This window comes from Nissabacter sp. SGAir0207, from assembly GCF_005491205.1.
Classification (GTDB): Bacteria; Pseudomonadota; Gammaproteobacteria; order Enterobacterales; family Enterobacteriaceae; genus Chimaeribacter.
The window spans coordinates 61,025-74,494 of the sequence record NZ_CP028041.1 but is presented as its reverse complement, the minus strand read 5'-3'; the positions used below and the strand labels follow the sequence as shown (position 1 = coordinate 74,494).

The 13,470-nt window shown below is 58.6% G+C and carries 14 protein-coding genes and 2 pseudogenes; all 16 read right to left on the bottom strand.

Translation table 11 applies throughout. From position 1 onward, the window contains the following. A partial coding sequence (locus C1N62_RS23460; protein ID WP_240775876.1) for a conjugal transfer protein TraG N-terminal domain-containing protein occupies positions 1–224 on the bottom strand: 224 nt, incomplete at its 3' end. 55 nt (positions 225–279) lie between these two features. Beyond that, positions 280–576, bottom strand: a complete 297-nt coding sequence (locus C1N62_RS23455; RefSeq protein WP_137766015.1) for a conjugal transfer protein TraG N-terminal domain-containing protein — start codon at positions 574–576, stop codon at positions 280–282. After that, positions 576–1,926, bottom strand: a pseudogene (traH, locus tag C1N62_RS22865) (conjugal transfer pilus assembly protein TraH). The gene C1N62_RS23455 and the pseudogene traH overlap by 1 nt, the downstream one beginning before the upstream one ends. Beyond that, positions 1,923–2,456 (bottom strand): type-F conjugative transfer system pilin assembly thiol-disulfide isomerase TrbB, encoded by a 534-nt coding sequence (gene trbB / locus C1N62_RS22860; RefSeq protein WP_240775871.1) that lies wholly within the window; start codon positions 2,454–2,456, stop codon positions 1,923–1,925. Before trbB ends, traH begins: the two are co-directional and overlap by 4 nt. A 7-nt stretch (positions 2,457–2,463) precedes the next feature. Then, entirely contained in the window at positions 2,464–3,222 is a 759-nt protein-coding gene (traF, locus tag C1N62_RS22855) for a type-F conjugative transfer system pilin assembly protein TraF (RefSeq protein WP_240775870.1), read from the bottom strand. Then, complete coding sequence (locus tag C1N62_RS22850; protein ID WP_240775875.1) at positions 3,219–4,775, bottom strand: conjugal transfer protein TraN; 1,557 nt, start codon at positions 4,773–4,775, stop codon at positions 3,219–3,221. Before C1N62_RS22850 ends, traF begins: the two co-directional genes overlap by 4 nt. Further along, positions 4,772–5,041 (bottom strand): hypothetical protein, encoded by a 270-nt coding sequence (locus tag C1N62_RS23450; RefSeq protein WP_240775874.1) that lies wholly within the window; start codon positions 5,039–5,041, stop codon positions 4,772–4,774. The genes C1N62_RS22850 and C1N62_RS23450 overlap by 4 nt, the downstream gene beginning before the upstream one ends. Continuing rightward, positions 5,038–5,652: a type-F conjugative transfer system pilin assembly protein TrbC gene (gene trbC / locus C1N62_RS22845; RefSeq protein WP_137765963.1), complete on the bottom strand. Its 615-nt coding sequence runs from the start codon at positions 5,650–5,652 to the stop codon at positions 5,038–5,040. The genes C1N62_RS23450 and trbC overlap by 4 nt, the downstream gene beginning before the upstream one ends. Before the next feature lie 9 nt (positions 5,653–5,661). Beyond that, positions 5,662–6,645, bottom strand: a complete 984-nt coding sequence (traU, locus tag C1N62_RS22840) for a conjugal transfer pilus assembly protein TraU (protein ID WP_137766014.1) — start codon at positions 6,643–6,645, stop codon at positions 5,662–5,664. Beyond that, positions 6,642–7,277 (bottom strand): type-F conjugative transfer system protein TraW, encoded by a 636-nt coding sequence (gene traW / locus C1N62_RS22835; RefSeq protein WP_370465640.1) that lies wholly within the window; start codon positions 7,275–7,277, stop codon positions 6,642–6,644. Before traW ends, traU begins: the two co-directional genes overlap by 4 nt. Continuing rightward, positions 7,274–7,729 carry a type-F conjugative transfer system protein TrbI gene (trbI, locus tag C1N62_RS22830; RefSeq protein WP_240775869.1) on the bottom strand — a complete coding sequence of 152 codons (456 nt, stop codon included), beginning with the start codon at positions 7,727–7,729 and terminating at the stop codon, positions 7,274–7,276. The genes traW and trbI overlap by 4 nt, the downstream gene beginning before the upstream one ends. Next, a pseudogene (gene traC / locus C1N62_RS22825) lies at positions 7,717–10,301 on the bottom strand (type IV secretion system protein TraC). Before traC ends, trbI begins: the two are co-directional and overlap by 13 nt. 9 nt (positions 10,302–10,310) lie before the next feature. Next, positions 10,311–10,853, bottom strand: coding sequence for a type IV conjugative transfer system lipoprotein TraV (gene traV, locus C1N62_RS22820; protein WP_137766024.1), 543 nt, complete (start codon positions 10,851–10,853; stop codon positions 10,311–10,313). A 9-nt stretch (positions 10,854–10,862) separates the two neighbouring features. Continuing rightward, complete coding sequence (traB, locus tag C1N62_RS22815) at positions 10,863–12,197, bottom strand: F-type conjugal transfer pilus assembly protein TraB (protein WP_137766012.1); 1,335 nt, start codon at positions 12,195–12,197, stop codon at positions 10,863–10,865. Further along, positions 12,187–12,915: a type-F conjugative transfer system secretin TraK gene (traK, locus tag C1N62_RS22810; RefSeq protein ID WP_137766011.1), complete on the bottom strand. Its 729-nt coding sequence runs from the start codon at positions 12,913–12,915 to the stop codon at positions 12,187–12,189. The genes traB and traK overlap by 11 nt, the downstream gene beginning before the upstream one ends. After that, complete coding sequence (gene traE / locus C1N62_RS22805; protein ID WP_137766010.1) at positions 12,899–13,465, bottom strand: type IV conjugative transfer system protein TraE; 567 nt, start codon at positions 13,463–13,465, stop codon at positions 12,899–12,901. Before traE ends, traK begins: the two co-directional genes overlap by 17 nt. Positions 13,466–13,470: the final 5 nt, after the last annotated feature.

Below are 13,470 nucleotides of genomic sequence, written 5' to 3'. Positions count from 1 at the left end.
GAGAAAATCAGTGAATAGGGGTCGGTGGTGTTCATCAGCTCATACAGGGTGTATTTGTGATTGAGCATTATGTCACCCACCACGCAGTTCTGGACGTAACTGGAAAACAGCGCGGTGATCTGCGGATTGGTGGAGAGGAAATCCGTGCTCTTACCCATCAAATCCGCGCCGAACAGCATCCCGGTTTTGCTGTAGCTCAGTGCATCCGGCTGGTGAAAGACCAACTCATACGCTTCAACCAGGTTATGCCGATAGAGGTGATAAGGCTGAATGGCCCGCTTATACCGACCGGCACATTATCCACCTGATACACCTCGGTGGGCGCGGACAAATCGATAATCTGCACCGGCGCTTGACGTTGATAAGCACGCTGGTGACCAGCACCAGTGCTCCCATCCACTTCATATACAGCATCAGGTCACGCCCTTTGATGTACGCGATAGCGGTCGCCACCACAGAAAGCGTCCCGGCAATCGAGGCAATGGTTTCCCATCCGCTGCTCTGCATAAACGTGGCGACCGCATTGAGCGAGTCGCGATACCATGCGCCGCCGGAAATAGTGTAGATGGTATCCATTAGTAGCCCCCGAAGCGGTAGTTGTCCTGATACTGGGTAAGCAGGTTGCTGGAAACCTGCTGCGCATGTAGTTCATCTGGCGGTCAACCACCATCAGCGCGTCCTGCTGCACCTGCACGCGGGTCTGCATCTGCGCAATATTCTGGCCCGCTTCAGTCAGGCTTGCCTGAAGCACATCCATCGCCGGCTGCGGATAGTTTTTGCCAGCCAGCATCACCCGCGCCTGCTGGATCATCTCCGTCATATACTGCATCAGGATGTCATAGCTAATGTAGTCGCCAGCTGGTAAAGCAGGGTGTTCGCCACCCCAGTGACTGCGGGTCTACCAGATACTTCAGCACCGGCACCTTGGTTGACGAGATAAAGCCTTCTCTTTCTCCGTCAGCGCCTCATCCGTGATGGCTTTGCTCTGGATACTGGTGAGCATGGCGCGCACCTGGCCGTTGAGCGCATTGGCGGCACTGATGGTGACCGTGCTCAGCGTGGGGTTCAGGCAAAGATCACTGGTATCACAGGCATAGATTTTGGCGCTGCCGCCGTTCATCATCGCCGTCAGAATGTCCTGGTTGGTGGTCAGCGGGAGAGCGGGGTAATGCCGCCTTCACTGTTGAAAATCAGCGTCCCGGTCAGGCTCATGGCAAACTCTTTCAGCTCGCGGTTGCCGTCAAACACCCGGTTACTCTCCAGGGAATCCCAGATCAGGTTTTTGTTTTTCAGCACCTGATCTTTCTCTGCCGCACCGGCCTTATCCGTGACGCTGTTATATTCCCCGCCCACCGTGCAGCCCTGGCGTGACGCCGCCCAGTCAGAGAACAGGTTGGATTCGCCGGCGATGTCCTGGCAGACCTTGGTTTGGGCGACTTGGGTACGCGGCCACAGCCCGCCGACAATACCCTGCGCCGCCTGACACGAAGACATATTGCTGCTGTTGATGTCCGAGGCCATCTTTTGCAGGAAATCTTTGGCCTGTTTCATCTCCGGCACCGTGGTCTGCAAGGCCAGATCGAAGAAATAGCCGGCGGCATTGCTCATGATCTGCTTCACGTAACGCTGGAACTGCTCGCCGTTAATAAATGAGAACGACCCCAGGTAGGCATCGATGCCGCCGCACCCGGCGTTCACATCCGGCAGCGCCATCGAGATAAGCTGCACCTGTTTGACCGAACTGCGCGCATACAGCGAGCCGCCGCTGGCGTAGCCGGCGGCCTGCCCCTGCCAGACCTGTGGCGAGGAGGTGTTGCTCTCAAAGCCCAGCTTGCCAAAAAAGGTATTCATGTCGCTGTTCACATCGGCCATCGCCGCCGGCGTGACCAGCAGCGCCCCCAGTACCATGCCTTTCCACGTTTTCATTGCTGGCCTCCTTGCAGGGCAAACAGAAACACCTCATCAAGCCGGCTTAAAAACATCGGCTGCTCAACCGCGCCCTGCAACAGCGGGAAGGTGGCCATCGTGTTCACGTTGACCAGAAATGTCGTCGGGGTCGCGACCGGTAGCCCGGCAAAGAACTCTTTCATGACCTCCGGCGTGGCCATCAGCGGAGACGGGTACGTCGGGTCCCCCTGGCCATCGAGTGAAAAGGCCATCACCTCAAAGCCATGCTGCTCAGCCGTGGCCTTTAACACCGGGTCGAATTTATGGCAGTAGGGGCAGCTGGACTGGATAAACACCACGACTTTCCAGTTAGCCAAGTTTACCCGCTGACCATTGGACAGCGGCAGCCAGCGGGCCGGTCGGGCTGCGGTGGTAGAGACTGAGGCGGGCGCGGCCGGCTGTGCTGAAACAGCGCTTTTTTCCGCGTCCAGCGCGGCGATCTCCTCCCAGGTAGAGGCATGGGCCAGTGAAGACAGCAACAACAGGGCTAACAGGCTTTTTTTCATCATCCGCGCCTCAGAAGTTAGGTTTGAAACCGGTGGCGACGTTTAAAAAACGCCGGGCCAGGTCATCTTGTGAAATAAAGCCATAGGCCAGCGGCTGGATGCGCTCTCCTTTGGGATCAACCAGGAACATGGCCGGGAAAAACGACACGCCCAGCCGCTGCGCCTGCCCGCTGTCATACCGGCTATTGGGCAAAGACGAACTCAGCATGCCGTCAACCGACACCGGGATAAGCGCGATGCCGTTGCTCTCACTGAAGCTTTTCACTACCTGCGCCAACTGGTTATCCATCGGCTCTTTGCCGCGGTAGAAGAAAAACACCCCGTACCGGGAGGCGATCTGTGCAATGGCCGTCTTTTCCTGTGCCCGATCGGCGGCCAGCTGGGTTTTCGCCGTGCCGTTGTAGTGACTGTATTTGAGGTTGTAGTCCAGCTCCGGGTGCGCCAGCATCGACTGTTGGGCCACCATGCTGAATTTGCCGGCCTGCTCCGTCCAGAAATCCTGATAGCGCTTAAAGCGTGCGAAGTTCTCCACGGTCGGCTCCATAATGGCTATCGCCAGCGACTCTTTGGTTTTCTTCTGAAGGTCAGCCATTTGCTCCATCGCAGACATCGCCGGTGCCGGTGAGGGGGCGGTTGCCTCCGGCTCCTCTTCCTCCTGCGGCTCGTTGTACCAGTGCCAGCCCTGCGGGTCGGTGAGCGTCGTGTCTGGGGCATCTTGCGCGTGGGCGGGCAGAGACAACGCCAGCAGCATTAACAGCGTCTTTTTCATTGCGTCCCGGCCTCCACTTTCGCGGCAATCTGCGATTTCACCCGCTCAATCAGCGCATTGTCTTCAGGAATAGCCGAGCCGTTTTCCAGATCAGCGTAGAAATTCGAGAAATCGAGTTTCTCAAAATTGATGGCCTGTAACTGCTCAACCGTGATGCCGTTGCAGTCAGGTGACTCCGGGTCACCGAACCCGATGCCCAGCTGCCACTGCCGGCCCTGCTGCTGGACGATTTGCGCCAGCTTGGATTCAAACACGCAATAGGCGCGCTTTTTCTGAACGCATACGCCCAGCACCTTGGTGCTGCAATATTCACCCACATCTACTGTCAGTAACCGTTCACGGGCCTGCCCCAGAGCCTTTTCTTCGCTGTTGCAGTGGGCAAGCCCGACATCACTGCCCCAGCCCCCGCCTTTGCAGCAGTTGTTAAAACCGGCTGACGCTTTGCGACAGGACTGTCCGTTGCCGGTAAAAGCGCGCACGTTGATACCGTTCAGCTCAGCCACATCCTTGCCGGCGGCGGCCACGGCGGCCAGCTGGGAAATGGCGGTTTTGAAGTCATTGGTATTGCCGGAGGCAACCTGCGCACAGGAGCCGTCCGTGCAGAAAAACTGCCCGCCGCATAGCATGCCGCTGCCGGAGACCTTGGTTTCACACGAGTAGGTGGCGTTCTCATGCAGGCAAAAGCCGTCAAGTGAGTACGCACATTGGCGGGTAGCCAGTGTGCAGGCGGCGTTATTGACATAAGGCGCGCAGCTACCTTCATCCGCAGTCTGGGTACGGTAGGTATCCGTATAGCCCCAGCAGTCGCTGTGTACCGTGTACGTTTTCCCATCGACCACCACGCTGCGATCGCCGCCGGCAACCGTGCATTCCGTGCTGGTCAGCGCGCCCTGTGCTTTATCGAATGGGCAGTTTTCAGACCAGGCCACCGTGGGCACCCAGGCTTTTGTGGCGACGCGTACCATCAGAGTCAGCACAAAGTGGTACTTCATGTTTTTGTTTTGCCAGATAGTGGCGGTGCTGGCGACATCCCCGGCCCGGTTAAGCACGACAATCGGCATGCCCTCGCCTTCGGCAAAGGATTGGCCGATGGGCAGACTCGCGCTGCCGCTCTCATTGTTCATTGCCACGCGCTGGCCCAGGGCCGTGACGGTCATAAACCAGGCCGAATTACCAAATGCCAGGTTTTTCCAGGAATAGCTGATACTGGCGCTCATCACCTGTCCAGCTAGCATCGGGTAGGACACCATGAATTGCCCGTTGGTCACGACAAAACGCAGTGAGGACGAGTCAATAGTGAGCGTGCGCAGTTCGGTCGAATCTTCGTAATGCCCGGTGATGGATGCGGTACGCGTACAGGTCTGGGACACATTGGTATCGCGCTCACAGACATAGTTGGTGAAGACCGATTTGTTCACGGACGCCGCCGTGCAGTTATCAAAGGTGCCGTTGGTAACGCTCTCCGCTGTGCTCTGCGCATCCGTGCCGGCGGCAATAAATGGCGCGTCCATCGAAATCGCCTCGGCCGGATTATTGAGCATCGAGCTGGTCACCGCCTTCCCGCCTCGCTGTTGGTCAGCACCTGGTTACCCTGCGTATCGAGGTTGGTGCTGGGCGTGGTCACGCCGCCGTAGTAGCCGCTCTCGCTGGGTCTGGCGTTATAGTTCGGCAGAGTGTCGGCTGGCTTAAAATTGCTCAGCGCCTGGGTGCCTTTGTTCTGCACGCTACCCGCGTACTGGCTGCCCGCGTCATAGTCACCGTTGGCCCGGCTGCTGCCAGCAAGCATTAGCATGATCATCACCCCGGCCACCGTCCTCATTCTTCACCTGCCGCCGTTAACAGCGCTTTTGCCACATCTGCGCACTCGCCCTCTTCCGCCACCTTTTTCAGCGCCTGCGCCAGACGGATATTCCCTGACACCCGGTCATAGGTGCCGGGGCAAATCACCACCAGGGCTGGCACCGCTTTGATGCCGTAAGTGGTAAACGCCGTGGGATCGACCTGCACCCCACCGCGCTTATCCTCTTTCACCAAATCAAAAATCGCGGTCGCCGTCTGGCGGAAATCGTTGTTAATCAGCCCGCGCAAGGTGGCTGGGACACCAAAACGTGCCGCATCCTCAATCAGCGTCTTCACGCCTTCCGGTGGAATAGAGAACGACACAAAGTAGAGCGCCTTGGGCACCGGCTTCTCCTCGCCACCCGCGGCCTGCATCTGTTGCCGGCGCTGTTTCAGGCTGTTCAACCAGGCACCGTCCTGTCCGCTCAACGGGGTGGCCGGGGCCGGGGAGAAGTTCAGGGCCGGCGCATGTTCCCGCACTGACTCGCCGGCACTGATCTGCTGGTTGATAAAATCCTGTGTTTCAGAGGGAGCCGCCCATGCACTGCTGACTACCAGGCCCGCTGCCATCACACCGAAAATGTGTTTCATGTCTCCCTCCTATAAAAAGACGCAGTTACGTTTACGCCACATTAGATACCCGAAGTTTTTGCGGCTGTTTGGCGGGTTATGACCGGCTTCCCAACGCATCACGGTCTGGCCTACCGGGTGGCACTGGGCCACATCCGGGTACATGTTCACCATCTGATAGCGCCAGCGCTCTTTGGGCATAATCGGTGAGGGGTACTCGTAACACACCGCCGTGTCCTGCCCGATGGAGTTCATGATCAGCCCCTGGCGGTGCAGCTTGAACGCCATACGCTCAGAGAGCAGCACCGAGGATTGCAGCGGGCTGAATTCGTTGGAGGTGTAGCCGGTAAAGGGGTACATGCTGCCGTGGGAGCCGGCGCACCAGAACAGGTAATCCAGCGGCTTGTTGACGGCGCTGGCCAGCGCATCGGCCGCGCACGCCCCCTGTGCTATTACGTTGCCGAACAGCATCGACTCCGGGCTGATAATCAGCGACAGCGAACTGTCATTCCACATCGGATCAAGTTCACTCAGATAGCCGATATCCATGTCCCCGGATTGCAGGCAACCCAGTGAGGTAATGATGTTGAGCCAGTAGGTCACGGGGTATTTGTACCAATGGACGTGATAGAACGCGCCGGCCGTGGGTTTGTCACTCTGGCCGGCCGTGCCGGTGCCGATTTTCCCGACGTTCAGGTTGAAACCACCCAGGTTCACCATGCAGTAAGGTGACCGCGTCACGTCCGTAAGCGCCATCGGCTCCCAGTAACCAATCGCCAGCCCCACACGGTATAAAATGCCTACCGGGCAAATCTGGATGGGGCTGGACGGGTTGGCCGTGTCCGGCACGCTCCCGGATGACACCGCCACACTGCCGATAGACAACGGAAAAATACACGACCAGCAGACATCCGTAATGGGGTTCACAAACCGCCCCTCGCATTCCGGGTCAGCGGCCTGTGCCAGCGAGTTCATGCCAAACATCAGCACCAGGCACAACATCAGGCGTTTCATGGCTGTCCCTCCACGGCAAACTCATCCACCTGAAGGCGCTTCCCGTCCTTGGCGGCGGTCACGCGGGCTGGCACGGCTTTGAGGTTGAATTTCTGCGTCAGCACCCCGTCCTGATCAAAGTAAATGCGCGTGTCCAGCGCCTTTGTCGCCTCACGAATGTCCCCTTTCACCAGGATCACCTTCACTATGTCGGTCGCAGGCTTCTGTGCCCGCATCCAGGCCACCTGGCGCGCATCATCGGCATCGATAAAATAGAGCGTCTGCACAAACGGTACGCTCTCCAGCGGGTTCACCTTCTGGCCGCGGTGCGCAAACACCACGCCGCGGGCATCCTTGATGTCCCGGGAGACGGTAAAGGTCGGGTCAACAAACCAGGTGCGGTCTTTCTGCGCAATCGCCAGCCCGTTCACCGGGGTGGGCCGTAACGTGTGCTCGATGACCCGCTGTTTAAACTCATCCTGTTTTTTGGCCAGCTCCCCGCTCTCCTCCATCGCTTCAAGACGGTCGTGGATAGTGGTCAGTAAATCTGGCTCGGTAATGGGGTACAAATCGCCCCAGGTGCCCAGATCTTTGGCTTGCGCCGTTGCGGTAACCAACAGGATGCCTGATAGGAAAACCCTCCACATTTTCATTGGGCACCCCGCATACGCCGGGCGATGTCGTGCTGGATTTCCGCCGTGATGTCCTGTGCACCGCCGACGACTGCCGGCTGCACCAGGATCAGCGCCTGATGATCGGCCTGGTACGCGGTCAGGCTTTCTGTCATGGCCGTGTTGAAGCGGCTCGCCAGCGCGGCACCCTGGGCATCGCTCAGCGAGGCTTTGGCAGACTGATCCATAAACGCATCCAGCGTGCCTTTCATATTGAACGCGACCACGGTCGGCGAATGTGCCTGCACAAGCCACAGCGAGATCCCGGCATTAAGTGCTGTGAATGCTGTAACTAAGAATCCTACTCTGGCCCATTTCAGATAACGGGCACGTTTTGACCGAGAGGCGGCAGCCGGCTCTGCCTGTGATGCCGGTGCGGTTGCCGTCTCCGGCAGCTGCATATCGGTCTGCGGGGTATGGGTTACATCTGCCATGCTTCCAGCTCCTCCATCTCATCAGGGAAGTTACGCTTTGCCAGCGCATACACTGCATCCTGGATATCGGTGCCCTTTTCGCGCAGCGCCCGGATGTACTCAAAGTCTTTGCCCTGGGAACTGAACATCGCCCGGCTCAGCGGATCAACGAACAGCCGGTGATAGGAGGTGATGTCATTAATGCGCAGCATAAATGAACTGAACCACTGGTCTTTCGCATCGCCGAATTGCCCTATCATGCGCCGCTCTATTTCACCGAACTGGTCAGGATCGCGCTGGTTATAGGCTTTGAATTCGGCTGCATCCTGCTTCAGGATGACTTTAAAGGAGGAGTTACCCCAGGCCGCCTTGGCGGCACTGGATGCATCGTCTGCGGCAAAGTCCTTGATGTTTTGCGAGATGGTGATAAACGACCCCAAGTGGCGCCGCACGGTGCGGTAGCCGGTTTCGATGAATGCGCCCACCTTGGCTGTCTTGAAGTTGAGCAGCTTCCAGCCTTCATCAATGACGCAGCACTTTTTCTGCGTGCGCGGGGAGCGGTACATCTTGTCTTCGATATAGATAATCAGCGAGAACATCACCGCGGCCAGCAGCGCGGGCTTGTCCTGCAACCCACCCAGCTCCAGCACCACAAACCGCGCGTCATCACGCAGCGAGGGTTCGTCACTGTTGAAATAATCCCCATAAATGCCGTCGGTGCAGTATGTCCCCAGCAGCTTAATGATTTCATCCATGCGCCCCACAATGCGTTCAGACTGGTCACCGGCTATGTTTCGCCGTGCATCCTTCAGGTAATCCACAACATCATCGATACGTGCTTTGTTCTGCTTGCTTTGCCAGGCGGCCATCACGGCTTCCAGCAGCAGCACTTCATGCACCTCATCGAGCGTGCCGTTGGGGCTGGCCAGCACCGCCAGCTGGTCGCGGATACGCTCACCCGACTCGCTGATAGTGGTGATATTGGCAAACGGGTTGAATTTCAGTGTGCGCCCGTCGAGGTAAGTGCCGCCCACGTTTTCACAAAATGACTTGTAGCCGTCGCCCATATCAAACACCCAGCAGATCCCGCCGGAGTCGAGCACGCTGCGGATAATGGGCTGCACCAGCCCGGTTTTCCCTGCGCCTGAGGTGCCGGTCACTGCCATGTTGTAATTGGTGTTGCCCATGCCCTCGCTGTACAGATCCAGGAACGCCAGCTGATTACGGTAAGAGGGTGCCAGCAGGCCGCTGCGCCCCAGGCGGTTGTCCGCCACAACCGGCAGCAGGTTCACCACCTGCGTGCTTTCTGCCCGGCACGTCGCCCCGCTGGACTTAATGTCATCCCATAGCCCTTCCCCGGCCATAAAGGGGAACATCGCCAGGTAGTTACGCATCTGCATATATTTGGGTGAATACAGGGTCAGGCCGTTTTTACGGAAGGTATTGATAACCTGTTGTTCACAGACCAGCGCCGCCTCATCGCTGTTTTGACAGAACGTGGTGATGTTGAAGTAGTAGCGCACCACGCAGGACTGGTTGCCGTTCAGACGCTCACGCAGCGCCTTCCATTCGGCAGCCTGATTGATCACACTCGGAAACAGCTTGGCGTACGTGCTGTTGGCCTTTTTATCCAGATCCAGATAACGCCCGGTGGCTTCCCGCTGCGTTTTCACCTGGTCTTCCGCTTCCAGCGTAAAAGTCATCACAAAGGGGCTGGCAATGGTCAAATCCGGGTTAAGCAGGTTGCTGATGTTGTCGCCGCCCTGCCAGAGCATAAAGATGTCCGGGTTGCTCTCCACCATAAAGTTCATCACGCGGGCGGTAGTCGCCGGTTTGCCCGGTGGCGACAGCCCCAGCAACAGGTTGTCCGGTGTCACCATCAGATCCAGGGTGCGATCGACGCACTGGCGGTTAAGTTCATCGTAGTCATTCACTTTGACGACCGGCGGGGTGAGCGTGTCCGGGTTGTGATTGGTTATCTCAGACAACACACTGACAAACGCTTCCCGTTCAACCACCTGGGTGCTTATCTTGGCGGACTCCAGCGTGGCGCGGAGCACCTTCATCAGGTGCATCACTTCCGTCTTCTGCGTATCATCACGGCGTTTTTGCTTGGTGCAAAAAGAGATAAACAGCCGGTAGTGGCGCAGCGTCAACGGCAGACCGGTAGGGCTATTGAACTGGTTTTGGGCCGCCCGCAGATAATAGGCGCGAGTGATATGGTTAAAACGCTCGGCGTGTTTCCCCGCCCAGCGAAAGTCTTTTAGCCCGTCCTCAATCTGCTGGCCTACCGCTTTGCTCGACATCAGGTGAAACGTAATCGGCGTCCCACGCGGCAGTTTGGTACGCACCAGATCATCAAGCACTTTGACAATATGCTCATTCGCGCCAATCAGCGGCTGGGCTTCCAGCATAAACCCCACGGTGGTTTTATTGATAAACAGCCCGGTGGTGCTGTCGTAAAAGCGGTACGGCAACATGCTGCTGAGCTTGGGGTAGTTCATCTGCCCCAGTGTGCGGTTAGCCTGAACGGCCCGTCCGGGGTCTGGAAACCGGCAATCAGTCGGTTGATCGCGCCTACAATACGCTCCATAACGCTCCCTTACTCGATAACGGCCGGCATATGCCAGGCGGGTGCCGTCAGGACAAACGAGACCCGGCCGGGCTGGTGAAACACATCCTGGGTATCGACATACGGCGCTATCCAGACATTGGCGGTGCGCTCGGCGGTGCGCACCGGACGTACTTCGCCCGCATCATGGCAGCGGCGCGGGGCGCAGCTGGGGGCCGGCAGGGCGGTGCGCTGAAGTGGGGCCGAACTCACGCGGGTCAGCGGCCGCGGGGCCGGCGTCGATACCGGTGCCGGATGTACTACAGGCGCTGCGGGCGAGACCGGCCGGGTATAGGCGACCGGACGGCTTACCGGGCGCACCGCCACCGGCGGGTTAACCAGGGTAGGCAGCGCGGTCGCAGCCGGCTTTCCCGCTGCGCCCTCGGTGGCCAGACGCGCTTTCTCATTGGCCTGCTCCATCGTCATGCAGCGATCAGACGTGGTGGCGTTACACTCGAACTCACTGTCAACGCCGGCACACCCGGTAAGCACAGCCGTGACACCGGCCAGTACGGCAAACGCAATCAGTTTCATCATGACTCCTCAGTTCTGCGCCATCGGCGGCATCGTGGGCACCACATCGCCCAGGTTAAGCTGGTCTACCTGCTTGACTGCTTCGCGCTTAATTTCAGCAGCCGACATGCTGGCTTCCTGCGCCGCGCTTTTGGTTTTTCGCTTTGCGGCACTCTGTTCAGCCAACGTCATCAGCTGAAAGCCGTCCTGAAACACCACGGTCACCTCGTTGCCAGCCCCAATCGGGATAATGGGGTGATACTGCTCTGCACGCTTGATGTAGTACTCGCTCAGCGTCTTTGCCGCCTGGCTGGCTCCGCCGCCCAGACCGGAGCGGGCCACATCTCCCCCGCTGACATCGGCAGTAGCGCCAATGCCTACAGCAGTTGAGCCAACGCTCTGCATTCCCTGTCCGATACCGTCCAGCACGCCAGCACCAAATGCCCAGCCCAGGATTTTTCCGTTGCGCATTACCACCTGGCCCTTGATGCCGTTTTTGCCCATAAAGCTCACGTGCCCGGCAATTTTCTGGTCAATCACGTCATCGCCAATGTTGCAGCTGATGCTGCGGGTGCGCACCTCGGCGCGTTCGCTGGAGACATCCCCGTAGGCTTCCGCATTCACAAAGCAGCCGGTAAGGTCATACACCTTGTCGTTGGGCATCTGCACACGGCCGGTCAGACGAAATTGCATCGGCGCGGTATTTTGTGGGCCGGTCACAGCCGCGTTGGCATCCGCCCCCTCGATCACCATCGCCTTGGCAAAGCTGCCGGACGGGATATAAGGGAACGCATTTTTAACCGGGGCTTCATAACTGAAGGTCGTCGTATCCATCCCGCTCTGCGCCTGCATCGCCGGCATCGTGTTGTAGCTCACCTGGGTGGCCGCAGGCGTGCCCGCGCCCGGATAGAACTGGGTCGGCGGCGGCACGTTCACGGTATTCGGGCGCGGCTCCCCCGTGGGGGCAGCCCCGGCCGGCGGTGCCACCGGCGTATTTGCCTGCGCATTCTGTTTCTCCCGCAGCTGCGCATTTTCACGCTCCAGATCGCCCAGGCGCTTCTGGTCATCCATGCGGCTCTTGTTGAGCATCTGGAGTTCTTTTTTCAGCTCCTCAAAATCCTTTTTCATCTCGTTCTGGGACATCTGGCCCTGGATAATGGCGTTTTGCTGCGCCTTGTTATCAAACGACCGGTCTATCACGCCGGTTAAATCCGGGGCCGGCTCCGCGGTTTTTTTCTCTGCGTCTGCCGCCCGCTTGTCGCGGTTAGCCACATACCACGCCCCGCTGGCTACCGCAGAAATGCCCAGCACACAGGCGATGAACAGGGCAATCTGTTTGCGTTTGACCTGGGTATTAATGTTCATCGCCGGCCTCCTGATCGAGGGTCACATACACCGCCGCCGTGGCCCCGCCGGGAAGCTCAGTGCCCAGCGTGTCAAACATCACCGCCCGCACCCCCGGCTGCCAGAAATCCTGCTCACGCAGCACCGCCGGCAAGGTGCCCAGATTGGTGATCCGAGCACGAACTACGCGCAGTGCATCCCCTGACCAGGCCGTCTCTGCCGTGACTTGCAGCCCCAGCGGGGCTTTCAGCGTGTCGCGGTCTGCCGGCACACCGGCATACCCCGCCGGCATCCGTCCCTGTCGGAGTGCTTTGTTCAGGGCAATCAGCGTGGTCTCATACGGCTGCGCCGTCTCCCACTTGCGCGCCTCTTCACGGTGGACTGCCGTCTGCCCGCTCAGGCGATAACTCCGCCCTGCCCCTTTCGCCGGCCGCGCATTGATGGAAAAGACCTGGCCATGTTCGGTTTCGAGGTAAAACGTAAAGGGCTTCTCCTGAAGAGTGGACAGCAGCGCGGCCCCTTCTTTGGTGTTGCGTTTGTCGGTCAGTGTCCCCACGGCGCTGTTAACAGCCACAATCCGGTCACCCGGCACCACAATCAGGTTAGGGTTGGTATTGCTGACCGGCAGGTCGAACTGACCGTTGGGGGGAAAGGAGAGCGACACCGGCGCGGTGACCGCCCAGCTCACGCAGGGCACGCAGGCCAGCAGCGCGGCAAGCCATTTATTGCGCGGCATCATCGACCTCCTTGAACTGTTCAATGCGGGTCATTCCGTCCTGGTAATCGAGTTTCAGGACGTAATGTTTGAGTTCACTAAAGGGCTTTCCGCTGCCGATCCAGGTCTTCAACATGCCGCGGATATCGACCATGTTGGCCTGCGGATAGACCTTGATGCTGGTCTGGTAAAACGCGGAGTTCACCTCATTGGATTTGATGCGTGCGGCCTCCTCGGCCAGCATCACCTTGATAGCCGGCTGTGCGCCGGGTTTAAAAAACGAGAGCAGGAACAGATGCTGAGCATCCACTGTCTCAGGGGAAACATTCAGGCGCAGGGCGATAAAAGACCCCGCCATCATTTCCAGATAGGCCACGCCGGCCCGATTTTGCGTTACCGCAAACGGGGCGTTGTAGCCCATCGGGGTCACGATCGTGCGCTGTTCATGCGCCAGCGTCCGGTTCTGGATAACCAGAAACAGTGTCGCGGCCAGGCTCAGCACCAGGATCACAAACATCGCCGCAAAGCCAATCGCGAGAACCTTGTTTGACGAGTTGTAAGCGGAATATTCCATACCAG

Excerpts from the sequence above, each read along its gene's own strand:
- trbC (WP_137765963.1), bottom strand. The coding sequence starts at position 5,652 with ATGAAACACATTTTCGGTGTGATGGCAGCGGGCCTGGTAGTCAGCAGT.
- trbI (WP_240775869.1), bottom strand. The coding sequence starts at position 7,729 with ATGGCAGATGTAACCCATACCCCGCAGACCGATATGCAGCTGCCGGAG.
- traF (WP_240775870.1), bottom strand. The coding sequence starts at position 3,222 with ATGAAAAAGACGCTGTTAATGCTGCTGGCGTTGTCTCTGCCCGCCCAC.
- C1N62_RS23450 (WP_240775874.1), bottom strand. The coding sequence starts at position 5,041 with ATGAGGACGGTGGCCGGGGTGATGATCATGCTAATGCTTGCTGGCAGC.
- traV (WP_137766024.1), bottom strand. The coding sequence starts at position 10,853 with ATGAAACTGATTGCGTTTGCCGTACTGGCCGGTGTCACGGCTGTGCTT.
- C1N62_RS23455 (WP_137766015.1), bottom strand. The coding sequence starts at position 576 with ATGGATACCATCTACACTATTTCCGGCGGCGCATGGTATCGCGACTCG.
- traK (WP_137766011.1), bottom strand. The coding sequence starts at position 12,915 with ATGATGCCGCGCAATAAATGGCTTGCCGCGCTGCTGGCCTGCGTGCCC.
- traB (WP_137766012.1), bottom strand. The coding sequence starts at position 12,197 with ATGAACATTAATACCCAGGTCAAACGCAAACAGATTGCCCTGTTCATC.
- traE (WP_137766010.1), bottom strand. The coding sequence starts at position 13,465 with ATGGAATATTCCGCTTACAACTCGTCAAACAAGGTTCTCGCGATTGGC.
- trbB (WP_240775871.1), bottom strand. The coding sequence starts at position 2,456 with ATGATGAAAAAAAGCCTGTTAGCCCTGTTGTTGCTGTCTTCACTGGCC.
- traU (WP_137766014.1), bottom strand. The coding sequence starts at position 6,645 with ATGAAACGCCTGATGTTGTGCCTGGTGCTGATGTTTGGCATGAACTCG.
- traW (WP_370465640.1), bottom strand. The coding sequence starts at position 7,277 with ATGAAAATGTGGAGGGTTTTCCTATCAGGCATCCTGTTGGTTACCGCA.